This is a genomic window from Parasedimentitalea nitratireducens, from assembly GCF_057444295.1.
In genome coordinates this window covers 27846-52938 of the sequence record NZ_JBYAXC010000013.1, presented here as the reverse complement: position 1 = coordinate 52938, position 25093 = coordinate 27846, and the positions used below count along the sequence as shown (strand labels likewise).

Here is a 25093-nt window from a genome sequence, read left to right as displayed (position 1 = left end):
CAGATCCTCGCGTTCATTTGGTCCCTGAAAATGCGTTTCGGGCATCATACGGAAACGGATGAAGTGCGCGGTCGGCACATATCCCTTCATTCTCGGCGTCATGAATGTCTGAAGCGTCCCGCGAAGCCCCCTGCGCTGTTGCGTTTTCGGTCTCAGCGTCCACGTCATCCATGTCAGTCTGTGCCATCCGAGATCCCGAGTAGAGATGGCGCAAATGCGCCTCGGATACCCCGTCTGCCTGCATGACCAGTTGCACCATCGGATCGGCCAGCATGTCTTCGAGAAAGACCTGTGAGAGGTCCATGCCGGACAGTTTGTCTTTCGCGCGGGCATGGTCGAGATCGGCCAATGACACGGACAGGCTCCGCGTCAATCCAGGATGGGACAGGCGTGGATGCAGGCGTACCACAACAGAGGCCTTCCAGGCTTCCGGATCCTTGTGATCAGGTGGTGAAGCGAGTTCTGTCTCGATATCATACTCCCCGGCAGGAAGCGTTTCGTCGAAGCCGGGAAGATTGAAAGGCCGGTCAAAAACTGCGATGGTCTTGGCTATTTGGTCGATCATTGCGTTTGATCCTTTCAATTGAGTTGCTGTTTCACGACTTTGAGCAAAGCCAGCCGCTTCCGGAGCATGCTTCAGGTATTCTTCGGACCCGGAGAATCCGGTTTCGCAGCAGGGTCCGGCGCCTTAACTTGCGGTTCTTTATTCAAAGGTTCCGCAAGTTTAGCTTTCAGTATGGCAGTAGCTCTGGCCATTAGGTCTTTGATAGACATGTTCTTCATCCTTTTGGGTTTTCCGCTGGAATTTCCGGACCTCGATCAGGCACAAATTCTCGAATGCGGCTTATCTGTATATGTGTATTGGCCGACCCTTTTACCATGGCGCGGTTTCGGACAAGTCGGCGGGGTATGATCTTCATAGGCCCCGCAGGCGATCATCTGGCCGTCATAGCAAGGTCAAGAAGGGGTGGGTCTCGTGGTCCTTAGCACTTCCATTCATCTTTTGCTTGCCATAAACAACCTTGGCGACATCTAGGGCGCTCATCGCCCGCATAAGGGCGTTGTAGTTCATGCCCATTTTCATCTCGGAGCCAACGGGAACGGCGGATTTGGCTGTGTCGACAACGGTGTGGTCGCTGGTTGCCCCGATAAACGCCATTCCCGATGGAAACTTAAGGCCGCTTGTGTCGGTGTCCTGCTGCCCGACAGCAAGGATCGTTCGGGCACGGAGGTCATCACTCTGTACCAATTTGAGTATTCCAAGCGCCGGAGCAATTGACTTGGTCGACAGCAGGCTTGGTTTGCGGCTTGTTTCGATAACCTCGGCAAAAAGGGTAAAGGCATCCGTATGAAGGCCAGTGATCGGATGCCCTGTCACGGGGTTGGTACCCAGAAGGATCGCCTCACCCAGACGCAGGTTGTTGACCCGCCCGGTTGAAACTTCGCCAAGTGCCCATGGCAAATTGGCCGAGCCACCTCCTGACACAAGAACTACAACGGGTCCGCAGTCGCCTTCGACTTGGTCGGCCAGTCGCGAAAGCATGGCCATGTCACCGGCCGTTGGTGCCACGTCGCTCATGCAGGCAAAATTTGCAGCGATGCCTCTAAGAGCAACACCGGGTGTTGCGATCACCTGAGTTGCGCAGTCGTTTAGGTTCACTGGCAAAATGCCTTCGCGCATATCTCCCATTTCGACCATCAGAATGACATCGTGCGAGTTGCCCTGTTTCTTTGCGGCTGCTCCAAGCTTCAGGATCGTGTCCATCTCTGTGTTGTAGCTCGTGTCACAACACCGGACGACGTCTTCCATCTCGCTCAGCAGCGGCGCGCGGATCATCGAGATCGGGCATTTGATCCCTTCCATCCGCATCCGAACGACGTTCTTGATGCGTGCGTCTGCCAGACTGGCAACGCCACCCTCCACCATGGCCACGGCCACGTCAGGATGCCCGCAGACGGCCTTGGTCACACCGGTGACAGAGATACCACGGGCGCCAAGGCGACGGACGAGACATCGCGCGTTTGACTGGATTTTGCCCAGATCAATTTCCACTCGTGGCGAGGTCATTCCGCGGCCACGAGAGGTACGGGGCGCAGTTGTGGGAAGGTAGCTAGCACCATGTCGGTCAGATACACGTCCGGGCGGGTCAACGCGTCCGTCACCGGGATTCCGAGATCGCGCGAGAGCGTTTCGATTTCCCCACCAACCTCGGCGTCCGTCATCGCCTCGTGATTGAGTGTGACACCAATCACCCGTGTGTCAGCAAAAGCTTCGATGAGGGCGATTTCGCTTTTCGGCTCGGGCATCGGCATGGTGGGAAAGTCGCAGCGATAGGCGCGCTTGGGCGCATGCTGAAGAATGACGGCATGCGGCTGGCTACCGCGAAGAATGAACGCCGACGTGCAGAAGGCCGGATGGCTGAGCGCGCCTTGTCCTTCGATCAGGATGACATCTGGTTCGTCGCCGTGAGAGGCTGCGACAATCACGCGCTCAAGTTCGCCGCAGCAAAACTGCGGTGGCACGGCGTCCATGGCGATCCCGTATTTTGCGCCCTGCATGAGGCCGGTTTGACCCGTGCCCACAAGGACCGTCTTGATCCCACGCGCATTCAGCGCCCTTGCGAGGATCGTCGCCGTCGTTCGCTTGCCGATTGCACAATCCGTTCCCAGCACGGCGATACGGATAGCCTTCACCGTGGAGATGCTTCCGTCAAACAGGCGCATATCCTTGCTGGGCAGGGGCTTGCGTATGTCGCGGATCGTCACATTTGCGGCTTTGGCGGCTGCTTCGAACACGGGATCATCGGATAGGTATTCGTGCAGACCACTGACAATGCTCATGCCGCGTGCGATCGCGTCCAAAAGAACTTTCCGATCTGACGGCGACAGCTTGCCGGTCGACGGCGCCATCCCATAGATCAACGTATCGGGGATACGTGCTTCGCGTGTCACCGCCGCCGCAATGTCATTGAGGATTGGAACGCCATTGTCGACATTGTCCAGCACTTGCCCGCTGTCGCGCCCGGCACATGTGCTGTCAATCACTGAAAGGATGCGGTAGGCTTGGGAATAACGAATAAGTCCGTTTGCCGTCTTGCCGTCGATCCGTCCGAAGTTCGCCTCGCAGTAGACAACTGCGGTTGGTTCACATGCGCTAACAGCATTAGCAGATCGAGATGGATGAATTTTGGGACGGTCATTTGGGGCTTGCTGGCCCGTGATCGAAAGCCGTGTCGTCGGTTTCTCTGCAGTGTTCGATTCCATGTTTTTTTCCTTTTTCACGTGGCTCTGTGCGCTCCGATTGGATGACCCGTTCGGGTTTCTGGATCGCGCTTTCTTCCAGATCGCAGGCGCTAGTCGTTCAGGACGCAACGCCCCTGCGATCGCTGAAAATTCCTGTGGCACTCCCAGCGGTTTCCCGATCTGTCGAGATGCGCATTGTCTGGAAGGTCAATCTCTGTGCAGCGATCTCCAGAGGTTTCAAAACCGCGATTGCATTTCCAGTCCGGGCCATAGCCTGCATCGTCGAAATAGGCATTCTCCGGAACGACAACGGCCTCACAGGTGTCATCGCGTTTGAAGTAACCCCGCTCACATGTCCACGGTTGCCCGTAACTGGCTCCGTTTAGAAAGGCATTCTCTGGAACGGCAATCGCAAGGCATGTGTCGCCATTAATCTCGAATCCCCGGTTGCATTGCCAAGCAGCCCCATAGGTGTTGTCTGCAAGATAGGCATTTGAGGGCAAGTCGATCTCCAGGCAGAGATCATCAACCTTCGTGTACCCACGAAAGCAGCTCCATTTCTTTCCCGACGGGTCGAGATATCCGCCATCGGGCACGACGACCTCAAGACATGTCGCGTCATTGACCTCCTGGAACCCGTGCAGACACTCCCAGCCCGAACCATAGGTTCGATTTGTCGCATAGGCGTTTTCCGGAACGATGATGGCAAGGCAGGTATCGGTGTCACGCCGGTACCCTCGATCACACTCCCATCCGTCACCATAGCTTTTGGGCTGCGCATTCGCGGGAGTCAAGGCAGACTGAGATTGGGCGTAAGATGGCGTTCCAATCGCGATGAGCGCGACGAGAGCGAGTGCAAGGAGTTCAGTGAAAGATACCGCGGCAAGCACGCCTGCGATGCCCCTTGACGAAACGTGGGACGGTTTGAGGCCATTACGATGCATCAAGGTCGAGACCTTCGATGCATGCCTGCGCCAGATCGCGGTTCGGGCCATCTGATCCGGGCATCGTCGCCCAGCCTGTTTCCATGACAGCGTCGCGCCGCTTGAATGACGATGCCTCGCGGATTGTGGACAGCTTTGCAATGCGTTCATTGTCGGTTAGGGACATGTCGATACAGAAGGGCACGAGCGCAGCGATAACGCTGTCCTCCGCCATCTCGCCTGCCATCTTCTCAGCGCTGCTTCCGGTCACCCATCCTCCCCATGAGAATCCAACGATGCCGACAAACGCCGCGCCAATCAGTGCGCCGTAAATACCGGGTTTCAGCCATTCAGGTGTGGTCATGTCGTGTCCTCCTGCGGGGAAAGCGCCGCGCCGCTGTTATTTGTGGTTTCAGAGAAGGCCCGATCACTTGCAATGGCGTGCTCCAGATCCTCCTGTGTGATCACTTGCATTGTCGTTCGACCCGCATTGCTCCCTCGCCCCCGGACCATCAAGTATGTCGCGGTACGCCGGTATGCCTCGAAGCTGAGGCCTTGTAGAAGCTCTTCCTCGACAAGGATTTCATATGTGCCGGATGGAAGCTCCCGCGGGCTGCCGCCAATCATGAAGTCGTTGAAAAACGTCACCATTGATCTGGTCGAACGCGTGAGCATCCCAAGCCTCCATTGAATTGATTGTTGAACTTTCCGCAGCCGCGATTGTGGCCCGCGTCGAAAGGAACGCCTCGTCGCAGCAAGGTAGTCGAATGCACACTAGCCGAACCTTCGGGGTGCGATGCTGATCGAGGTTAGCCCCCGTCGGCTTCTTTGCTGTCAGATTGAGAGACAAAGCCGTTCCGGGGCTTCAGACCCTTGCGCCACGGTCACTGTTTCAGTTTCACGCCGAAAGGAAACCCATGTCCGCCTCAGACGCCCTTCATCCGGATGGCAGCGACTACGATGCCTTCCTCTTTGCGGAATTGGTCGAGGACAGAACCGGCGCGGCGGTTACAGTCTTGTCAGCGCTTGCACGCCTTGACCTCGAGCCATGGACCGAGGCGCGTGCGCTTTCACGTCTGGGCCGTGAGGACGCGCAAGTAAGACTGACGACGCATTTTAAAGGGATTACCGGCACTCCGACGCTGGCGCTGGCAAGCGAGGGCAGAGCGGCAAAGCTGGTTTCATTGCTGCCTAAGCGCGCGCCGCTTCGCGTTTCGAATTCACGCGAAGTAGGCACCAGCAATTTTCCCAAACCATCAATCTCCTAGACAAAGATGGCCCTAGTTATCGTTGTGGTTCTGGCGTGGATCCTCCATCTGGCTCAGACTGGCTAACTTGCGTCAGTGCGGAGACGCAGGGAAACCGAATAGGTGGCCGTGTCCACCGCAAGTCATGGTGGCATTTTCCGAGTAGCTCAGAGGCGCGGGACACATGCAGTCCCTCAAAAGAATTGCATACATTTTGCGCCTCTTGTTTCTCGGACCGTCCAGGAAAGGACATTCCCATGAATGAAGAAGACCAAACCGCAGAAAACCAGACCGTGAAACACATGGCCTCCGTCAAGGCTGCCTGGGACAATGCACCCGAAGGCCCCAAGAAAGCCACCGCTCTCAAGCATTATCAAGCCGCCGAGAAGGCGCATGAAGCCGAAAACGACGAAGAGGCATACAACGAGCTCAAGCAGGCAAGCCGCGCGTTGGTGTGAAGTCGGCAAACCTGTGAAAAGACTGGAGGGCCGCCCAATGCCATACTGCGGGCGGCTGTTTCACGGCAAAAGAGGCCGCGACTGATCGAGATAGGCCGGATCGAAATCCGCCAATGCAACCAGCCCCTCGTAGTCATCGAAGGTTACTTGCCCTCCCTGAAACGTGACGAGCCCACGTTCACGGAGCTTACGAAGGACGCGGTTGACGTGGATGGCACTTAACCCCAGCGCATCTGCCAGATGATACTGTGTGAGCGGACAGGCAAAGCCCTGTCGGCTTCCCATACCGACGAGTGACAGTCTCACGCCAAGCTCCAGCAGGAAATGCGCCATGCGCGCATCCGCATCGCGCCGCCCCAGCCCAACAAGATGTTCGACAACCATCGCCTCGTCGCGTGACACCGCCCAGAAAATGGCCGTTGCCAGCCGCGGCGTCTCTGCGAAGGCTTGCAGAAGATCGCTCTGCAGCACCTCCGCGGCTTCGATATCGACAATCGGTTCGATCCCATGATCGGATGTGTGCAAAAGGACGCTGCGCAGCCCCAAAAAATCCCCTGGTATCTGGAAATCAACGATCTGCCGCGAACCGTCAGGCTGGATCTTGTAAGATACAACCCAGCCCGTCGCCAGAATGTAAGCCGCCTGTTCGGATTGGCCTTGGTGAACCAAATCGCGCCCTACGGCAAAAGATTTCCTCCGCTGGTGCAAGCGCTCAAGAACGGTCAGTTCTGTCTCTGAGAGTGCAACGAACGCAGAGAGCTTTTGGGTCAGTGGACTGGCTTCAATGTTCATCATCGGTCCCTCCCGAACCAGCGCATGCTCCAAGAACTAATCTATTTCCGGACTGCTTTCGATCAGTAAAGAATGCCGGACAATCTGCGATGTTGGTCAACATTATCACGACCTCGCCCGATCGCGAGTCAACAAATGAAGGGGATTGCTCCCGATGTCAGACCAACAAGACCCTGCAGGCCTCGCTGCCCTCTCGATTTGCGAGGCTCTCTTGCTGTCGCTGCAAGATCGCAATCTGTTGCCGGAACGCGAGATCGTAGGAATTCTTCGCGATGCAGCAGCACACCACGAGAATGCCCAAGGCTCGGAAGCCGAGCAAAAAGTGGATGCTGCAACCGCCAAATTGATCAATGAGATCATCATTGGCGACAACCTATCGCAGCGCACGTAGCGCCAGTCCTCGTAAGCTGGATATGAGTGAAGCCAACATGCTCAGCCGCGTCTATCAACCGGTTTACGGATCGGTTGCTTCGGATTTTGGCTCAGAGTTTCGCTCGGTTGCGGCTTGTGACTTCGGGTCTTTTTCTTGCGACGCCTTTTTGTCGGCGACCTCTTTCTTCGCCAAGTCGTTGAATGACATTCTGGCTTTCCTTTTCTGGCTGCCAAGGAATCCAGCATCCTGCCTGATTAATGCAACAATCCCTTCCCAATTGCTCGATAAAGGCGTCATCTGGCACAACTATAGGTCCTTCAAAACAACCCCGCCTGCCGAAACTAGCGGTCGGCTTTGACAGACTGGCCTGAACAACAAAGTTTCTGGACCCAGGCAGCAAAAAAATGAAGGCTAGAAGACTTTCGCAGCGGTTAGCATGAACAACGGCTATGCGCAGAAAGTGACCTCGGCAAAGTGTAGATTCAGGCTTTGGTTTCAAAGGGTTGCCGAAGCACATGCTCGGAATAGCCTGGATGGTTGGCTGTATGCCCTTGAGAACGACAGATGGCCAATATTCGTAGGAAGCGTAATTTGCAAAGTGCCACCATCGGTCCTTTTGAGACACTCGATTATCATTTCGACGTTGTCGTGTAGCTTCACAAAATTGGTCGTTCGCGCGGGGTTCTGCATTGATCGTACACGATAAAAGCTGTCGAACCGAGCTAGCCCCTTCCGTTGGATCAGAAATCCAATGACGGATTTCGGGAGGGGATCACATTAGCAGAGTGACTCAACCAAGCAGGTCCAACGGTCGCCGATGCTTTTCCAAGAGAAACGCGAAGCGGTTGCATGGCGCCGACATTGGGCCGCGTAGTTTTCCAGTGCATGTTTGTCGTGGTAAAGCGCTTCCAGTGCCTCGGTCACGGCATGTTCTGACACAAGGTGCCAGTCCGCCACTTGACCAATCGCCGTTGTCGTCAGGCATGGCTCTACAATTTTTGCGACGCCGCCCCAAAGTTCTTTTTGCGTCTCGGTTCCGGGTACGATCTGGGCTGCACCGGCAGCCGCATGCTCAAATGATACAAGTCCCCAACCTTCGGCAGCGCTGGTGTTCAAACCAACGTCGCAGGCATTATACATCAGATTAAGCTGTTTTTCCGACAAGCTGGGTAATGCATTTTCAGTCGATGACATTATTAAGCGATCTGTAATTCCAAAGCGCTTTGCGAGCTCAACGACGTTCCAGCCAAAGTCAATCTTGGCCATATGGAGGTACAACATCACGTTTGGTTTCTTGTCCCGCGCAAAATTGGCAAAGGCGCGCATGGTCACATCAATGCGCTTTCTCGGTTGATTGCGATTGCCGTTGAATACGACAAACGAGTCCTGAAACTTTGGGTCCGTCGGAAACAACTGTGCCTTTGCGGCTTTTCGGCTTGCCGCTGGGTCGTCAGGTATCAACAAACCAAATGCACCAGTGTCGACACCATGTGGAATGACATCCAATGCTGGGAGCGTAACGTCAGCCGTGTCAAACAGATCTATAAAGGCTTTTCGGCCAAATTCTGTATATGCGACAAGTGATCGAAGTTTGCTGAGACCATCGGCAGCGCTAAGCGGTAGTGGAGCGCCGTCAACCGGGCAATAGCCGATAATTGCACCGGTGAAGCCAGCGGTATCCAGATGAGCAGCAACCTCGGCAACGACCCATGGATCATTCAGCAGTATGATGGCAGCCGGCATCAGCTGAGTGGCCAGTGAAGATACGCGCTCCTTTAGGTCGACCCCTGTGGCTGATGCTGGGTAAATCGGCCAGCTATGTGGGTGCGGCGCGCCAGAATAGTTGATACCTATTTGGTGCAGCCGAAAACTCGCGCTGGTTTGGTGCGATAATCCCTTTAATATCTCTTCTCCAACCCGCGAGAACCCTGTGGGCACACCGGCATCAGACATGAGAAGGACGGTTTTTAGTGCCGTTTCCTTGCCGATCTTCGAGGGAGGGGTGATGCGGATCTGCTTTGGGTTTCTTTGTGTTAGGTCCTTCAGCCGAGCTTTGATTTCGCGGTAGTCGTCACTTGATCGCAATGCCAGAATACGGTCGCGTTCTTCGCAAAACGCATCCGTGATATATGACACTCTTTCGCCAACCGCATCAGATACGCCGTCTTCACTAAAAATAACCTCGTCATAATCCAGTGTGACTGCGTCCTTGATGCCTTCAAGTTTGGATTGTGCAGCGGGCAGAATTTCCAGAACTTCATCGCCTAAGTATGGCAATTGCTGCAACATGTGAAAGGCGATGTCATCAAGTGGTCGTCTCAGGTGCAGAACTCTCATCGGATGATCGGCGAGATAGTCCGCGACAACAAACGGCTGCACGGCATCTTTGTATATGTGCCCTTCGCGGTTTAGTGCGTCATCAAGGAAATTTCTGGCCGCGCTAAATGCGTCTGGATCGTTATCACGGGTTAAAAATCGTCCGGCATCAAAGGCCGGGGAGAATTTGAACCTTTGGGTGTTGAGAATCTGCCCATCGCTGACCCACGTCGGTCCTTGTAACGACAGTGCCTTTTGTACAGCCCTATATATTATGCCGGTCAGGGACTTTGGCAGGCCGACAATAAACAGCGAGTTCAATTTTTTGATGTGAAAACTGCTAGCGCGATAGTAGCGTCAGACGAAAATGGTGTGGTTTGCATACTGCCAGATGGGAATACGGTGGCTGTGTATGTCGGGTAGCCGGAAACCGGAACACTGACATCGCCTGATGGGTTTTGCCCTTGTTGCCAACCGCTGACGGGATAGGCAATGTTGGCCCATTTTCGGCCAGAGGGCGCAACCTCGACTACGGAGTACATAGATGTGGATGTAAGATCCTGAAAGGTAACTGTAATCGCCATCATCATTCCCTGGTCAGTAGATCGCTGAACTCAGTCAACGATTTGTAGATCATTGCCACCATCGTCAAAGTCGGGTTCGCCGCTGGCAAGGATGGCAACACGCTATTGCCCAAGACATAAACATTGTCTGTGCCGTGGACTTTTAGATCCTTGTCGACAACACCTTGGGTTGGATCGGTTGCCATGCGGGTCGTACAGGCGGCATGATCGCCGCGCTGTGGGTAAGAGCCGCTGTCGATCGAAGTGCATTTCATATGCTGAAGCAGCTGGGTGCAGATCCCAACGTAGTTTTCCATCGCAGTCGAACTATACATCGCCGAAGGTGTCGCAATCAGGGTTTTCGGCAATCCATAGCGGGTAACCCCGGTTTCGTTCGATATTCTGTTCGCAGCCAGCGATATGCCTGACAGGTTTCCAAACAGTTCCCACTTGGTGGCCCCCGTTGTCGCAGCTTGAATCTCGGCTGTAGTTTTGCCCTGATACATCAGCGAAGCCACATCAATCGTTGGCTCAGAAAAGTCCATCGTCAGGAAAAACTTACCTGTTTTCTGAGTGGCCGGTGAATCATAGTATCGCGAACAAAGGTTTGGAAACCCAAGTTCTTGTTCGTATTGTTCTGGGTTCGTCGGCGAAACTCCGTTTACAAAGAAGAATTTGTTGGCGACCAAATAGCGCCCCACCAAATCATAGTCATTGCCCAGTCCTTGCGACCAAAAGCTGGAAACCGAGCGCTGCAGAAGTTTTGGGTTTTCAAACGCGCCCGCAGCCACGATGACAACCTGTGCATCCACGACCACGGTTTGGCCGGTGCTTGTATCCAAGTATGACACGCCGGTCGCGGTGGTCTTACTGGACATGCGGATTTCCTGCGTGGCAGCCCCGAGCCGAAGTTCAAATTGGCTATTGCTGATCACATCAAGCGGTTGGTTACCGGTAAAACGACCACCGATCGGGCAATAATCACAGGTTCCTGTTGTGCGGCACGGTGTGCCGAAACCAGACCCCGATTTGCCATACCGCGACATCGGAACGTGTCGGTAGGTCATGTTTTGTGCCTTAAAGGCATCGATATATGGATCAGCAGTAATAGGGAAAGGCGCAGCGTCAAAAGGGAACGGCGTTGAACGCGGCGGGCGTATTTCGGATGAGTCCCCTTCGGTTCCGAAATACTGTTCTGCCTGTTGGTAATAAGGCTCCAGGTCGCTGTAGTCGTACGGCCAGTCTAATCCAACGCCGGTATTTGTGTTCTGTTTGAAATCTTCTTCCATATAGCGTGGAAGCCAACCGCCCCAATGGTTCGTTGTGCCACCGCGCCCCTGCACCCGTCCACCGGTGATATTCCAGGGCTCAATGCCGGTGGCGGTGAAATCGCTGGCCTCGTCATAGGTTGCTGTATAGGGCGCGTCTCCGGTTGCGACGTACTTAAACCAGCGCCCCGGATCACCCATCTTGATATCTGGACCAGCCTCTAACATCAGTATCGGGCCTTTGCCTGCGGCAAGCATTGATTGCGCAACTAAACTGCCCGCAACACCGGATCCGACAATGACAGCGTATACAGACTCACCCATTTTTTGCTGTCCTGTATGGTGTGGGGATGTCGTTGAAATTGCCGCCACCCATCCAGCCCGTGTAATTCTGATACGGGGGGCCGAAGGCGCGAAACCCGCCGAACGCCACTTGCCAGATCATGAACTCCTTCAACACGAAGTTCGCAACGTTGGGGAGTTTGGGCGCATCTTTCTGATTTTCAGCGAACAGAATTTTTAGCGCTGCGTCAGAACTGCCGGTCTGTTGTAACAGCTTGGTATATTCAGAAATCGTCTCCGCATAATAAAGCGCATAGTTGGGATCAAGCTCAACCTGCCAGTCGATCACTTGATTAAACTGCACTTCAGGCATGTCCGCCTCTGCGGCATTGCCCCATTGTTCTCCGATGTGCTGAAAGACCAGCCACAAAATTGTTTTGAAATCATTCTGAGACCCAAACACAAGTGTCACCGTACTCGTATCATCAACCTCTGCCTGGCTTTGCAACTGAGGGACTTGAGCTGAGACGAAATAACTTGGGAAGCCGGAAACCGGTACCTGTACTGTTCCAGAGGTAAAACCAGACGCAATTGGAAATTGGCCGCCGCTGGGATTGACTCCCCACACGGTATAGTTGATCGTTTCAGTTGTGTTTGGTTGAAAAGTGACGGTGATGTCATTCATCAGTACACTCTGCCTCACTAACCTAATGGGGAACCGTATGGGAACTATTCAACTTAATGATGTAGGCTGAACCGAATTAGCTTTGAAAGCAACAAATTTCTATTGGAACCATCGTGTGGGCTTCCAGCTTTCTTGACCTTGCAGTGCGACATGCGCGATCGGTTTTTGGCTTACCCCATCATGCGGCTGCAACTCTTAGGCGAAGAAGCGCAATTAATAGGGGGAAATTTTATGTGGGCAATAAATAGCGTTACGAATAATTCGGTGCCGTTGCAGGCCGTCGCCTTTTCAGACGGCGATGCAATTGGCGCTGTACGTGGCCCAGAGGGAGCGTCGTTTCGATTATTCGTCGACAGCCTCGGCTTTCTGGATTTTACGGACATGGGCCATCAGCCCGGTGGCCCACATTACTGGCAGATCTTGATTGGGACCGTGATCTATTGGTATGACGGGCAAGGCGCGATTGACCTGACTATCAATAACGACGGCACCTATCTCATCACCGGCGATGGTAACGACTTGGGTGGGCAACTTACATTACCACCCGTAGTCTCAGCCCAGGACATGAGCACGTTCAAGCAGATGATGGTGGAAAATTACATCCCCTATCAGGACATCCCGGACGAGCCCGGTAAAACAACGGCACAGTTGAAAGCCCTTGGCCTTCAATTTTTTCCATATTCTTCTGATAGTTTTGAACTGGCAATGTCGGTTTATGACTGGACGACGGCGGATTTCACCCGCATCGATTTTATGCGCCTTTTTGCCTATACCGGCGTTACCAACGCGCCTTTGGACATGAACAGTATTGCCAATTCAATTTGGTCAGCCAATTGGCCACCCTATACGCCGCAAAACAAGGACTACATGAACTCCTTTATGATGGTGCCTGCCGACACGTTGGCGAATGTCACGGCACAGCTTGAAGTGCAGGCACCAGCGCTTAGCAGTGGTGTGGCATCGGAAAGCAACGTGGTGTCCGCGGCCATGCAATCCATGCCACGCACGACAACCCATGCAAAACCCAAACTCTACAGCGGGCAGGTTGCCATCGCCAATCTTGGTCCGGTCCATTTTGCGACCTATTTTCTGGAACTGCCTGCGAACAACAATGCAGCTTTGCCGCCGCTTGAAATGCCGTTGGCTGATGCCGTAAATGGCTTTCTGGCGGTTGGGAATACGGTGACGTTGAAAACGTTTATGTCTTTCACGGATTCCCAACAGGACGCGATGCATTATTCCAACGGCATCGTGCTGATTGTGTCGCCCCCTGATGGCGCCACGATTTGGCATAACGCGACCTACATTACACCGCTGTCGGATGGGCCGGAAAAGGTTGAATACCTGTTCGAGCCAAACACCAAGTTCAAGGTGCAGAAAACCGATAAAATCGTGCAAGACGGAAAACCACTGACCGAGCTTTATTTACAAGTGGTAGAGTGATCTGCAGAAACCAGTTTTGAGCGCTACGATCGGTGGGCTCAAAATGCGGCACGAGTTGATCATTTTGACAAGTCATCCAAGCGGGAACGCCTGCCCTTCGCGGATGAGTTCCAGATGGCTTTTGCTGACAGGCGCATCTCTATCCAACTCGCTGAGATTAATCGGAGCAGTACCACGGCCCCCTGCCCCGGCCTTCGGTATCTCCAGTTTCATTTTGCGGGAGGGTCTATTTCGTTGTGTTGATCGTGTGGCTTTGAATTCAGTTTTTTCACTTTCATCACCATCAGCCCCTGGCTTGTTGACCTCAGCTTTCTGGTCCTGCCGAGCGGTAGTCTCCTGCCGTTGCTGCGGCGGATACGGCAACACCCTCCCCTCCTGCACATCCATCATCTCCATGAACTTCGGATCCTCATAATACTTAATCCGCGTTGCTTTGATGGGATGCTGGGGAGACGCCAGAATTATTACATCATCCGGATCCATGAACCGAGCCTCGGTCTCAGATAGCAAAGGCCGCTCCTCCAAGCGACTGGTTGAAGATTGCTCCCCCAGAATGCCCTTGTTGCGGCCATAGGACAGGGTAACCGCTTCGCAGGTGGTCTTGCCAACAGATGCCGAGACCTCTTTCACCGTTTGCTCGTCGCGCGGGGTGATATAGAGCTTTAACCCTGCGCCATTTTCTAAGCTGCCACGCCCGTCGGGGCCGTAAATCTTGTCCAGCGCCGCCAGAGACTGCGCAATCATGGCAATACGGCCACCATAACTCGCCAGGGTGTGGATCGCGCGCTCCAGATAGGGCATGGCGCCCATCTGCTGGAATTCATCAATCATGATCATCACTGGCCATTTTTCGTCTGGCCCAGGTTCATTTGCTCGCAAGCTGGCAATCATATCAGCGAACATCAACCGCAGGAGCGGGGCCAGCGTAGGAATGTGGTCCTCGGACACGGCAATGTAGAGCGACTGCGGCTTTTTCCGGAAGGTGGAAAAGTCAAAATCGTTCTCATTGGTAGCTGCGACAACAGCAGGGTTGTCCCATTGTTTGAGACCTGCGGTTTTCAACGCCTGAATATTGCTGGTCAGGAGTCGATCAGAGGCGCTGGCCGCATTCCTCCAAAGGGTTTGCAGCGTCGGCTCGACGGCTTCCTCAGCGTAGGTCTGGTACTGCGCGTTCTTGTCGACCCCATCAGACACGATCTTACAGACCTCGCCGAGGGTGGCTTTATTACGTTGTAGCGCTAACAGACAAGCCGCGACAAAAATGGTCTTACCCGCCTCGGAAAATGTATCTGACTGCCTGTTGTCCTTGTCCAGAAACAGATCCGCTAAAATACTGACCTCGGTAAACTGCTCCGCAAAAGACCTGGCTTTAGCTATGCGAGCAAGCGGGTTGTAACGATGGGTCCCATTGGCCCAGTCAAACGGTGAGAACCGATAGACCTCATCGCCATTGCCCATGCGGTAGCGGGCGGTTTTCTCAAAGTTCTCGCCCTTCACGTCCAAAACCACGGCGGAGCCGTTGAAGGCGAGAATATTGGGAATGACAAAGCCGACACCTTTACCAGCACGCGTCGGTGCCACCATCATCACATGTGGGATCTCTTTGGAGGATACATAACTGGCGCTCGATTTAGGCACCCCTAGTTTGCCACAGACAAAGCCATTTCCCACCGGATGCAGCATATCGTTTTTTCTCAGCTCGGGCTTGGTCTGCCAATACGCCGAGCCATAGTCGTCACGCTGTTTGCGCCAGCTCCAGACAAAGGCCAGGAGACCCAAGCCCGAAGCAAAGAGAGCAACAGCACCGAAGGCGACCTTGAAGGCCTCAGGGTGCGCCGCTCGCACGGCCTCAGACGCCGCCCAAACGCTGAACATATCAAAACCGGCAACGCCGCGCCGAAGCGCTAGGCTCAGATAAGCGCTACCGATAATGGTGCCGATCATTGCACCACAGAGGAGGCCAAACAAAACGCCGGCACTCAGTTTTACAGGATTGTTCATTTGTAGCCTGCCCTACAGGCCCATATCATCATCAAGAACCCGGTCGCGGGCCCTCTCGGATGATTTCTCAGCCGCCTTCTCAACCGAGATTTCCTTGGCGCGTTCATTGGCACGGGCCTGGGCTAGATCAGAGGCCATCTCCGCAAACTCCGGCTCTCCACGATCCTCTGCGGCAATCTCTAGATATTGTTTGGTGACGCTGATCTGATCAACTTTATTGGGCAGCACCACCTCCAACACCTGCCAATGGCCGCGATCCAGCTCGGCCATGCCCTCATCACCAAGTTCTTTGTGTAGCTCGGCCACCAAAGTACGCTGCTTAACCTCCTGTTGTTCGTCAGACAGATCACCGTCCTGCAACTCCTGCGCCAGCTGACGAATATAATCGTTCGCCGGTTCTTCAGTATCGGTTACGTCAATGCCCGTTGCGTAGGCTGTGTCCCCTAATTCGGCTGCGCCCCTGGCACCGGCCAACTGAAGACCCTGTTCTCGTGCAGTCTCGCCCTGCAAGGTGTGGCGAGCGCCCTCCTCCTGTACTTGCTCCAAATTGTCATCCAGCTCTTCAAGCTCCAAATCTGCAAAGGCACTTTGCATCTCAACACCAAGCGCACTGGCAAGGCGCATCTGGAACGCATCCAACGTCTCAACGCCATCATCCATCTGCTCAACTGACGCATCGCTAATCTCAATGCCATTCTTGGCCAGGATTGCCGTCAGATCCCGCTCAACCCACTCCTGAGCCAGCCCATGGTTCTTGGTGCCACCCGCTTCCATGCGGGCCAGGAGTTCATCCGTATCCAGACCCAGCTCCTGACCCTCGTGCAAGAACCCAGCAAGCGCGCCGCTTTCTTGTGCATCGGCAAGTATCCCTCCCAGACCTTCCAAGTCTGATCCCGGCGGATAGGGCTCCGCTAGCTCTTGATTATAGGCTGTACGCAATTCCGGATCAGGTACCAACTGAGACAGGCTCGCGATCACGGGTGCTGCCCGCAGCTCAAAACTGGTGCGCTCGGGTTGTTCCAAGGTCTCCGCATGATCTCGTATTTCTTCAATGCGGGTCTCGGCATAGTCAATGGCCTCCCCAACAGTCCTAATCTCAGCCAAATCAAAATCTCCTTGTTCAATAGTCCACGCGCTACCCGCTGCAAGGGAGCCCGCCATAAGGCGCACAGCTGCAGCCAAATGAGACGCATCAGCCCGATCCAATACGTCGGCAACGTCCATATATTCTTTTGCAAAGGCGATCACGGCCGCCTCTGCCATCGAGGCTTCTTCTTCACTCAACGCGATTTCACGTGCGGACCGACCTTCAGCTTTGGCGGCGTAGATCTCTTCCAGGCCCGCAGGCTTGGAAAATACTCCCCGCTCCAACCGCGTGGTCGCATCAAGTGCAACGCCGTAATTCTCTGCAATTTCGGCCTGCTTCTCCCGCATGAGCTGGGGTGACATCACGCCCTCTGCCCAGCATGAGAACCACACCCCTTGATCCTTGCCTCTATTGTTCAACAAAATATGCGCATGCGGGTGATCCCGATCGGTGTGAACCGCAACGACATAATCCCACTCATCACCGTAGTGACCGCTCTCAAAAAAATGCTCACACCAATCCAAGGTGATGTCGTGCACCTGATCTGCAGAGACATCCGTGGGAAAGCTGAGTAGCATATGACTGGTAAACCCAAGCTTTGAGCTGCCCCGCCAAGTCCCCGTCCACTGATCTAAGATCTTGGTCTTTTGGTCCTCTGACAGAGTGGCACCGCCATCCAGAGAATTGGCCTGGCCTGAGAAGGTGAACACTGCCTTGTCATTCACATAGTCCAACTGATTGCCAAGCGAGCGGCGCGTCTTGCAGCCCCCTGCCCTAATGCGCTTGAACACCGCCGCACGTGATCCCTGAGAGGCCTTGGCGATGTTGCGCACAGATGGGCGCCCTGACGCTTTATAGCTACGCGCCTGACGCTCTTTAGCACCATCACGCATCACTCCCGCCCTTCGGTGCTCTTCCTCCCACAGATCCCCCATAACTGCGTGGTAGAGACTTAAAGGGTCCTGCCTACCCATCCCCCTGCCCTTTTGCTCTGGACAGCTGTGACAGCGCATAGCCGCGCCGCGTCTTGGCCTCATCAAGGATGTCCCGCAGCTCATCATAAAGCCGTTTGTTCACGTCGATACATTTGGACAGCAAAATCCGGTCCTCATCTGTGAGCCGCAGCTTGCCTTTGTGAACTGATTTGGCGAGTTGATTGAGCAACTGTCCCTCTTTGCCAATCAGCCAAACGGAGCGATTGAAGTCTTCCAATTGGTTCGGAAACAACTCAAACAGTCCCAGAGCCATCCGCACCAGTGCCCGAAACGCTTGGCTGGATCCAGTAATGCCAACGCCGCGCGCACTGGCAAGAAACACGTCTATTTCCCCAGTCGGCGCCCGGAACGACACAGACTTCGACACCCGGGCCCTGCCCCGTGTGTCGCCCTTTTCATCCGCCAGCACCCGATAGACCTGGCGAATAGTCACTTGATAAGCCTTGGACAGAGTATTCACGTCCTCGCCCACGGCGTGGCGCCGAGCCAACTCCTGGCGTTGCTCAACTGTCAGCCTTGATCTCTTCATGCGCCGCAGGACCCCACTGACATAATGTGCATACATTAGGCATATCCTGCCAACGTCACTCTTCTCTCTCCTCCTTCGCTAGCCTCTCAAACGGCTTCGCACAACCGCAATAATCGATATTGCGCATTTTTCCGTTTTGACATGTATTGAAAATTACCTACCGTAAAAACACGCTGATAAAGCGCACAGAAACAGTGAGACAGATCGCACGATGACACAGGAACAGAATAACATCTCCCTGCATGTAAACCTGACAAAGAGACAGCCTTACACCCGCCGTACTAACGGGATGACAGAATGACAGGCCGACAGTCGCTCAAACGACAAATCGTCTGCGTGCGGTTTAACAGGCTGCCACTCTGACAGTTCAACAGACTGCCCGGTCAACAAAACGACATGCTGCCAAAACCACAGACGGTCGGACAATAGAAGCCAATCGGCCATTCGGTTACACGCCAATACGACGATTGGCGATGTGCCAGTCACCACAAGTACAGGATACCAAAGTGCAAACCATCACGCTGATGAACCAAAAAGGCGGCGCCGGAAAATCCACCGCTGCACGAGTACTCTTGAGCGCCGCGGATACCAAAGGACTGCGCTGCGCCTTCATTGACGCGGATCAGACTGGCAATCTCGCCAACTGGGCCATACGGGCTGCTGCAGCTGGCCTCTGGTCCTCCGGCATCGATGCCTATCAAACAATTGATGCAGGTGAGGTTGCAGAGATCGTCGAGGAAATTGAGGACGAAGGTGACGTTGACCTTCTGGTGATCGATACCGCCGGGGATGCCAGCCGGGATCACGATACCTTTGCCATTCTGGCTGATCTGATCTTATGCCCCATCTTGCTGTCGCAGTCGGATCTAGAGACCGCAGTTGGAACTGCAAATTACCTGTTCCGCATGCGGGATCGCGCAAGCAACCCTGCCCTCTTGCCAGCGTTCACTGTAGCGCTCAACAGATTGTCCTCAACGGCTTCAAAAGGAGACGCTGAACTCATTCGCACAATCCATTCCAACCCACTTGTTGGCATCGACGTAGATCATCCAGAAGAGGTCCTGCAGATCCTTCCTGCTGTGCTGCAAGAACGAGAGGCTTACAAGACAATGGATCGACAAGGTCTGTTGGGCCGTGTTTTGGCCCGACAGAATGAAACATCTCCAGCCTTTGCCAAGAACCCCAAACACATGATGAAGGCCCTCAATGAAGCAGACGCGTTTCTGACAGCATGTATGGACATTGCACTGAGGACAAAAGAATGAAGCGGGATAAACATCGCCTGATCCTGACGGGTGTTGATGATGCCTATGCGAAACGGGACGCCGCTGACGATGGCAAACCCGCGAGCAATGGTGTAGTGGCAGCAGCGGTACCCAACATTACGGCGGTTGAACCCCACGGTCAGTTTACCGACAAACATGACCCGTCTCAGAAGAAGCCGACAGTTTACCAGTCGGCTTCCAAGCCGCGGGGTCTCCAGTCCACTAGGCCAATTCAGATCAACTATCGCTTGAACCTGGGCAATGTGCTGTCAGAGCGAATTCAGCGTTTGGCTGATGCACATGACCAGCCGGTGGAGCTGCTGCTAAAGGGACTTCGTAATAAGGCAGCAGTACGGTTCAAATCCTTGGCCTGCGGAAGCACAAAGCCTGTAGTTCCGGATCCAGCTCCGGGTGGGCTGTCTATTAGATATGCGGCGGTATTTACCGGAGATATGGCACGGAACCTAAATCATTGGTTCGACCCGTTTGATCTTGGGGTTGCCAGAGAAGCGTGCAAACCGATTTTGGTAGGGCTGTTTCAGGAGGAGGGCAGGGCGCTTTGTGATGCAATGCAAGCGGCAACCAGGGATGATCTGTGAAGCTCATTGGGTCGCTCCAGTTTACTGCGCCTTCGCTTTCCCAAGTGATCGAGCCATATTGATTGATGCGAAAGGTTATACCCGCCACGGGAACGGAGACTGAATGCTCAGACACAAGAATGCCGTTCTAAGCATCTGGATAATCGCCACGTAGAACAACCTTGTCGGGCCGTAGTTTGATTCGCAAGTCTTGAGCTGGTTCCCCTTGCGCACTTTTAACCACAACAAAGGTTTCTTGCTCATGTGGGTCATTGTGAATAATCGCATTGGCGTTCTTCGGTGGCCAGACTTTAGGAGCGTTCCGTCGCTCGCCTTTCTGGTCTCGGTGAAAGCAGATGTAGAGTTGAGCGGATCGCCAAGTTTGGTGCAGGGTGTTTATTGTCTTTGGCATAGAGGGGAATGTTCCTTATTTTTTGGCACCGATTTGTTACTCAGCTAAGATGCATCCGGCTAACCACATTTTGCCTGAACGTCTGTCAACGTCTCGACATAGACGCTGACAACCAGTGTATTGGACTGTCGTCACATCAGAGCCCTACATCTGTGCCAATTGTTGTTGTCGATTTTTTAAAAAACTTGCGCCTCTTTGTGATGCATGCTCCCCTAACAAAGGGATCCATGGAGTTGACAGCTGTCAACATTGGTCAAGCCTGCCTAATTGGGGACAAGAGGGCCATAATCATCGGGCCTGGTGAAAATCCTCCGGCAGCTGACTTTTGGGTCAAAAATCGTAGGTACCCTCCGGGAGACCGAATGTCGTCGATGCGCTGTAAAATTGCCGCGACAGTGATTGCTGCAGCTTCAGCGCCCATAACACGCTTGGCATCGTCCCAGGCATCCTGTGTGATGCCCATAAAGCCGCGGACCGTTGTCATTAATCCGATTAGTTGATGCCAATGTCTTATCTGCTCTGTCGCATAGGGGATCAGGGCAGGGCAGGCTTTGAGCACTAAGCCCAAGGGAAGGCTGGTATGGGTTGTTTCTTGGGCTTCCAAAGGGTTCTGTTTTTGGGACAGGGTAGGGGTGTTGGACAGCTCATTAGCAGATGCGGTTGTTTCTATGACTGGTTCAGATTCTTTAGAGTCTTTATTTGAACTCTGATAGTGCCGCCCATTTTCGATGTCACTGCCGCTCATATTTTCTGTCATCGATAGATATTTCCGGATGCGATACAGGAGTGCCCGCAACTTATCCCCAAGCTGATCAAGGGCATAAATGTCGAGTTTGCGGCGCTTGAACTTGGTAATGACAGACAGCTCTTGTTGCACAGCGTCCCAGGGGGCTTGAACGCCGACCTCGACCCCATATTCAGCTAGTTTGCTGGCATCGCGTTTCATTAAAGACAGATTCTCGCGCAGTTGCTTCAGCTCCGCTGCTTCGGCCTGGACTACGGCTGCTGCCTCGGTGATCTGGCGGGCCTGGCGCAGCAGCGGATGTAGATCAAGGCCAAAGGCACGGGTAATCTGGCCGTCGCGGTTGCGAGAGGCATAGCGTTTGCCGTTGGGGCTGTCGTGGCGGCTAATCACTCCGGCGTGCACCAAAGCCGCCAGATGACGGCGAAGGGTGCTCTCGGCCATGCCATGGGCGCGCTCGGACAGGGCGTTGTTGGAGGGGAAAACCACCAGATTGGTATTGCCGCTGAGATTGGCGCCTTTGTGAAAGCTGAGCAATGCGTTTAGCACCGTCAGATCACGGTCACTGAGGCCATAATGCAGGCGTGCGGTGCACAGGGCTCGAAACAGTTGCCATTTATCACAATGTGGGATGTCTGCGGAGTGTAGGGCATCAGTAGCTTGCTTGATTAGGCCAATCGTCATTGGCCGCTGCCCAAAGGGCGTCGTTGTTAATTGCTCCATATTCGATCACATGACAAAACTTTCTTGCCCGCCAAACTCGGCGCCTGTTGACAGCTGTCAACTCGATCCTCTATGTTCGGAAGTGCAAAAACACGAACTAAAGGCCTCTCGGAATCCATTTCGGGGGGCTTTTTATTGGCTCTGTCTGAGGTGTCCTCCTGTTGTTGTTTTTGTTAAGAATTTAGTTGTCACGGCCATCGAGCCAGTTACGATGCAGTTGGTTGAGGTTTTCAACCAGCCAATCATCAAAGCCCGGCGCGGCCTTGCTGTGTAGGGTTAGAACGGTCTTGCCGCCCTTGCGTGCGGATTTGGCTAATTCGGTCCCGCTATCCAGGGTATGGCTCCGTGCCGGTGGGGCAGTGTGCCGCGGTGTGACCAGTGCTGCCATCGCGGCATCAAACCGGGCCTCAGAGCTTGCGCCCTGTGCGGCGGCGAGAAGATCGCGACCGTTGATTTTATCTGCCAGCTTTAGCCAGCGGTCCCGCCCAACAGTGGGGGCGGCTCCGATTGCCTCGATTAAATCCACTGGAATGCGATCTGTTACCGAAAGCATGCGCGATATCAAAGTCTTATCCATGTGTAGCGCGTCACAAATGACCTTGCGGTCATAGCCGCCATCGCGCATCTGGCGGGCAAAGTTGGCTTTTTCAATAAAGCTGAGATCTTTGCGGGCCGCGTTTTCCTGACCCTGGGCAATCACCAGTGCCCGATCATCCAGAACCCGAACCAACGCCTTGACCGGCAATCCCAGGGTCCTGAGCGCGGCGACACGGCGGCGGCCATAGACCACCTGATAGCGTTCTGGGTCATTGGGATTGGGGCGCAGCAATACCGGCACCTGTTGGCCGTAATCCCGGATTGACTGGGTCAGCATATGCAGATCATCATCCGCCGTATCCAGACGGTCTTGCATTCCGGCAGTGTCGATCATTCGCGCGTCAATATCTGCAACCGAACGGCTTTTCAGTGCGGCAATCGATTGATTGACCGCGCCAATTGCCCCGGTGGTATAGCGTGGCTTGGCACTGTCCACACGCTGCCTTTGTTCGCCGACAGGCGGGGCGGCTTCGGTGGTTCCTTCGATCAGGCCCTTGAGCAAGTTTTTACGCGCCATTGTTACGTCCCCATGCTGATTGAACCAGGGCCTCGATCTCGCCGTTGACGGCGTTCAGACTTTCCATTGCGCGCTCATAAGTTGAGCGGGTGAACTGGTTCTTTTCCACTTCATAAAGTGTCTGTTTGGTCAGACCGGCATCCGAAATGGCGGTGGATTTTAGCACCGGGTGATTAAGCACATGATCACCGAACATCGAACGCATGAAACTGACCATCTGATTCTGCGGCCCGTCGCCAGGCTCGTACCGTGTGACAACATAGCGGAGCCAATCATAAGACATGTCGCCGCCGGCTTCGGACACCACGCCGAGCAAATTCGACACCATCAGCAGAAACTGACACATTGACATCACGTCCAGCATTTGAGGATGCACTGTGACCAAAACCGCCGTTGCTGCTGACAGCGCTGACATGGTCAAAAAGCCAAGCTGAGGCGGACAATCTATCACCACCACATCATAATCGTGTTCAACCGAAGCCAGCGCTTCGCCTATTCTGGTGAAAAACAAACTACCATCTGGTTGCATGAGCGCGCGGGGGGTATCGTGTTCAAACTCCATCAGGTCCAGATTGCCCGGAATCAGGTCCAGATTGGTGAAATAGGTGTTTTGTATCACCTGCGATAAGGGCACCGGATTATCGTAGCGAATGGCATCGTACAGTGTGCCGCCGTCGAGCAGGTCGAATTCAGGCTGAAAGCCGTGCAGAGCGGACAGGCTAGCCTGTGGATCCAAATCGACTGCCAGAACCCGATAACCATCCAAGGCCATTTTTTGCGCCAGATGGGCGGCGGTTGTTGTCTTACCAGATCCACCTTTGAAATTGATCACAGTGATCACTTGCAGATGGTCGCCTTCACTTCGTCCTGGCAGGTAGGTGCCGGGTGTTTTGGCACCCGCTTCCAGCAATTCACGCAGGGCCTGAACTTCGGCCGGCGAATAGAAACGGCGTCCGTTGCTGCGAATCTCGGGCGAGGGTCCTTTGCCATCGAGATGCAGTTTTCGCAGGTATGCATCCTTAACACCAAGTAACTCTGCAGCCTCTCCAGAGGTAAAACGACGCAACTCCTTGCGGGCATCTGGCGGAAACAGTTCTGCTCTATGTGCCTGTAAACGCTCAGATAACTTCATAGCGTGTTGCCCGACGAGCAGGTCGATACGGGAGATCTGTTGGGTCATGCTCTGGCCTTTGGTCGGAACCGTTTGTTACGGTTTCCATCGTGTTATTCCACATATTCCGTATATTAATGGAAGAATAACGCGATTCCCGCAAGCAATTTCAGCATATTGTGGGAAAACAATCGGAAGACACTAACCAAGGGTCTATCATCAACAGAGCCGGGGCGTTTGCAAAATCATGCGCCACTCGGGGTTCTGTCGCATAGTTTTGGCTGTTGGGGTGGACGGCGGAATTATGTTAGCCGAAGGTCTCGAAATTTGAAGGCGAGCAACCACCGTGACGATTGATTTCAAAGGAATCCATTACCCAAAGTCGGTGATCCTGTACGCCGTGTTCTTCTACGTCCGATATGCAGTTTCTTACCGAGATTTGGAGGAAATCATGACCGAACGCGGGGTGGAAGTCGACCACGCTACGTTAAACCGCTGGGTGGTAAAGTTCTCGCCAACGATTGCGGCAAACGCCCAAGCCAGAAAAAAGCCGACCGCTATCTCCTGGCGGATGGACGAGACGTATATCAAGGTTCGAGGGAAATGGACGTATCTGTACCGCGCAGTTGATCGTGACGGGCAAACCCTTGATTTCATGTTGTCAGAGCGGCGCGACACCGCCGCCGCACGAAGGTTCTTCAAACGAGCAGTTGGCTCAAACGGTATCCCGGACCGTATTGCCATCGACAAAAGCGGGGCCAATTTAGCTGGTCTTCAAAAGCTGAACGTCATTCTCAAATTTACGGGAACTGGCCGTATCATCAACATCGTTCAATCCAAATACCTCAACAATATCGTCGAGCAGGACCATCGTTTCATCAAGCGGATCACCCGGCCAATACTTGGCTTCAGCGGATTGAAAACTTTGCGACAGAGCCTCAAA

The 25093-nt window shown here is 54.1% G+C and carries 25 protein-coding genes and 1 pseudogene; 8 read left to right on the top strand and 18 right to left on the bottom strand.

The window, feature by feature from the left end; all coding sequences use genetic code 11:
• Positions 1-13 precede the first annotated feature (13 nt).
• Complete coding sequence (locus tag AC2T28_RS21895) at positions 14-565, bottom strand: hypothetical protein (protein ID WP_486750745.1); 552 nt, start codon at positions 563-565, stop codon at positions 14-16.
• A gap of 66 nt (positions 566-631) precedes the next feature.
• Here AC2T28_RS21895 and AC2T28_RS21890 point away from each other — a divergent pair, with 66 nt between their 5' ends.
• Entirely contained in the window at positions 632-913 is a 282-nt protein-coding gene (locus AC2T28_RS21890; protein WP_486750744.1) for a hypothetical protein, read from the top strand.
• A gap of 33 nt (positions 914-946) precedes the next feature.
• Here the strand turns inward: AC2T28_RS21890 and AC2T28_RS21885 are convergent, their stop codons facing one another.
• The 5 genes from AC2T28_RS21885 to AC2T28_RS21865 form a co-directional block, all read right to left on the bottom strand.
• Positions 947-2068 (bottom strand): alanine/ornithine racemase family PLP-dependent enzyme, encoded by a 1122-nt coding sequence (locus AC2T28_RS21885; RefSeq protein ID WP_138165371.1) that lies wholly within the window; start codon positions 2066-2068, stop codon positions 947-949.
• Positions 2065-3264, bottom strand: a complete 1200-nt coding sequence (locus AC2T28_RS21880; RefSeq protein WP_486750743.1) for an N-acetyltransferase DgcN family protein — start codon at positions 3262-3264, stop codon at positions 2065-2067. Before AC2T28_RS21880 ends, AC2T28_RS21885 begins: the two co-directional genes overlap by 4 nt.
• Before the next feature lie 89 nt (positions 3265-3353).
• Positions 3354-4037: a hypothetical protein gene (locus tag AC2T28_RS21875; protein ID WP_486750776.1), complete on the bottom strand. Its 684-nt coding sequence runs from the start codon at positions 4035-4037 to the stop codon at positions 3354-3356.
• Positions 4038-4176: 139 nt separating this feature from the next.
• Positions 4177-4530, bottom strand: coding sequence for a hypothetical protein (locus AC2T28_RS21870; RefSeq protein ID WP_486750742.1), 354 nt, complete (start codon positions 4528-4530; stop codon positions 4177-4179).
• Positions 4527-4841 carry a hypothetical protein gene (locus tag AC2T28_RS21865; RefSeq protein ID WP_138165375.1) on the bottom strand — a complete coding sequence of 105 codons (315 nt, stop codon included), beginning with the start codon at positions 4839-4841 and terminating at the stop codon, positions 4527-4529. Before AC2T28_RS21865 ends, AC2T28_RS21870 begins: the two co-directional genes overlap by 4 nt.
• Positions 4842-5083: 242 nt before the next feature.
• Here AC2T28_RS21865 and AC2T28_RS21860 point away from each other — a divergent pair, with 242 nt between their 5' ends.
• Together AC2T28_RS21860 and AC2T28_RS21855 are read left to right on the top strand one after the other, a co-directional pair.
• The gene (locus AC2T28_RS21860) at positions 5084-5434 is read left to right on the top strand and encodes a hypothetical protein (protein ID WP_138165376.1); all 351 of its coding nucleotides are present in this window, start codon (positions 5084-5086) and stop codon (positions 5432-5434) included.
• 236 nt (positions 5435-5670) lie between these two features.
• A complete protein-coding gene (locus AC2T28_RS21855; protein ID WP_138165377.1) occupies positions 5671-5871 on the top strand; it encodes a hypothetical protein in 201 nt (66 codons plus the stop codon).
• Between the two features lie 60 nt (positions 5872-5931).
• Here AC2T28_RS21855 and AC2T28_RS21850 read toward each other — a convergent pair whose 3' ends face one another.
• Complete coding sequence (locus AC2T28_RS21850; protein ID WP_138165378.1) at positions 5932-6666, bottom strand: Crp/Fnr family transcriptional regulator; 735 nt, start codon at positions 6664-6666, stop codon at positions 5932-5934.
• Positions 6667-6817: 151 nt separating this feature from the next.
• Here AC2T28_RS21850 and AC2T28_RS21845 point away from each other — a divergent pair, with 151 nt between their 5' ends.
• Entirely contained in the window at positions 6818-7054 is a 237-nt protein-coding gene (locus AC2T28_RS21845; protein WP_138165379.1) for a hypothetical protein, read from the top strand.
• Between the two features lie 63 nt (positions 7055-7117).
• Here AC2T28_RS21845 and AC2T28_RS21840 read toward each other — a convergent pair whose 3' ends face one another.
• The 5 genes from AC2T28_RS21840 to AC2T28_RS21820 form a co-directional block, all read right to left on the bottom strand.
• Positions 7118-7243 (bottom strand): hypothetical protein, encoded by a 126-nt coding sequence (locus AC2T28_RS21840; protein WP_281278376.1) that lies wholly within the window; start codon positions 7241-7243, stop codon positions 7118-7120.
• 570 nt (positions 7244-7813) lie between these two features.
• Positions 7814-9373: a glycosyltransferase family protein gene (locus AC2T28_RS21835; protein ID WP_486750741.1), complete on the bottom strand. Its 1560-nt coding sequence runs from the start codon at positions 9371-9373 to the stop codon at positions 7814-7816.
• A gap of 296 nt (positions 9374-9669) precedes the next feature.
• On the bottom strand, positions 9670-9936 hold the full coding sequence (locus tag AC2T28_RS21830; RefSeq protein ID WP_486750740.1) for a hypothetical protein: 267 nt from the start codon (positions 9934-9936) through the stop codon (positions 9670-9672).
• 2 nt (positions 9937-9938) lie between these two features.
• Positions 9939-11507: a GMC oxidoreductase gene (locus AC2T28_RS21825; RefSeq protein ID WP_138165381.1), complete on the bottom strand. Its 1569-nt coding sequence runs from the start codon at positions 11505-11507 to the stop codon at positions 9939-9941.
• On the bottom strand, positions 11500-12150 hold the full coding sequence (locus AC2T28_RS21820; protein ID WP_486750739.1) for a hypothetical protein: 651 nt from the start codon (positions 12148-12150) through the stop codon (positions 11500-11502). The genes AC2T28_RS21825 and AC2T28_RS21820 overlap by 8 nt, the downstream gene beginning before the upstream one ends.
• A 150-nt stretch (positions 12151-12300) precedes the next feature.
• Between AC2T28_RS21820 and AC2T28_RS21815 the strand changes: the two genes are divergently transcribed.
• Positions 12301-13593 carry a hypothetical protein gene (locus AC2T28_RS21815; RefSeq protein WP_486750738.1) on the top strand — a complete coding sequence of 431 codons (1293 nt, stop codon included), beginning with the start codon at positions 12301-12303 and terminating at the stop codon, positions 13591-13593.
• 72 nt (positions 13594-13665) lie between these two features.
• Here the strand turns inward: AC2T28_RS21815 and AC2T28_RS21810 are convergent, their stop codons facing one another.
• The 3 genes from AC2T28_RS21810 to AC2T28_RS21800 all read right to left on the bottom strand — a co-directional run bounded on the left by AC2T28_RS21810 (position 13666) and on the right by AC2T28_RS21800 (position 18241).
• Positions 13666-15594, bottom strand: a complete 1929-nt coding sequence (locus AC2T28_RS21810) for a type IV secretory system conjugative DNA transfer family protein (RefSeq protein WP_486750737.1) — start codon at positions 15592-15594, stop codon at positions 13666-13668.
• Positions 15595-15606: 12 nt separating this feature from the next.
• A complete protein-coding gene (locus tag AC2T28_RS21805; protein ID WP_246079571.1) occupies positions 15607-17574 on the bottom strand; it encodes a relaxase/mobilization nuclease domain-containing protein in 1968 nt (655 codons plus the stop codon).
• Between the two features lie 73 nt (positions 17575-17647).
• On the bottom strand, positions 17648-18241 hold the full coding sequence (locus AC2T28_RS21800) for a hypothetical protein (RefSeq protein WP_486750736.1): 594 nt from the start codon (positions 18239-18241) through the stop codon (positions 17648-17650).
• A 470-nt stretch (positions 18242-18711) separates the two neighbouring features.
• Here AC2T28_RS21800 and AC2T28_RS21795 point away from each other — a divergent pair, with 470 nt between their 5' ends.
• Positions 18712-19470 (top strand): ParA family protein, encoded by a 759-nt coding sequence (locus AC2T28_RS21795; protein ID WP_486750735.1) that lies wholly within the window; start codon positions 18712-18714, stop codon positions 19468-19470.
• Positions 19467-20069: a hypothetical protein gene (locus AC2T28_RS21790; protein ID WP_138165388.1), complete on the top strand. Its 603-nt coding sequence runs from the start codon at positions 19467-19469 to the stop codon at positions 20067-20069. Before AC2T28_RS21795 ends, AC2T28_RS21790 begins: the two co-directional genes overlap by 4 nt.
• A gap of 644 nt (positions 20070-20713) precedes the next feature.
• On the opposite strand, the gene repC is transcribed toward AC2T28_RS21790, so the two are convergent.
• The 3 genes from repC to repA form a co-directional block, all read right to left on the bottom strand.
• Positions 20714-21925 (bottom strand): plasmid replication protein RepC, encoded by a 1212-nt coding sequence (repC, locus tag AC2T28_RS21785; protein ID WP_138165389.1) that lies wholly within the window; start codon positions 21923-21925, stop codon positions 20714-20716.
• A gap of 181 nt (positions 21926-22106) precedes the next feature.
• Entirely contained in the window at positions 22107-23039 is a 933-nt protein-coding gene (gene repB / locus AC2T28_RS21780; RefSeq protein ID WP_138165390.1) for a plasmid partitioning protein RepB, read from the bottom strand.
• The gene (gene repA, locus AC2T28_RS21775) at positions 23029-24219 is read right to left on the bottom strand and encodes a plasmid partitioning protein RepA (protein WP_486750734.1); all 1191 of its coding nucleotides are present in this window, start codon (positions 24217-24219) and stop codon (positions 23029-23031) included. Before repA ends, repB begins: the two co-directional genes overlap by 11 nt.
• A 277-nt stretch (positions 24220-24496) precedes the next feature.
• Between repA and AC2T28_RS21770 the strand changes: the two are divergent.
• Positions 24497-25093 (top strand): annotated as a pseudogene (locus tag AC2T28_RS21770) (IS6 family transposase); the annotation flags it as partial.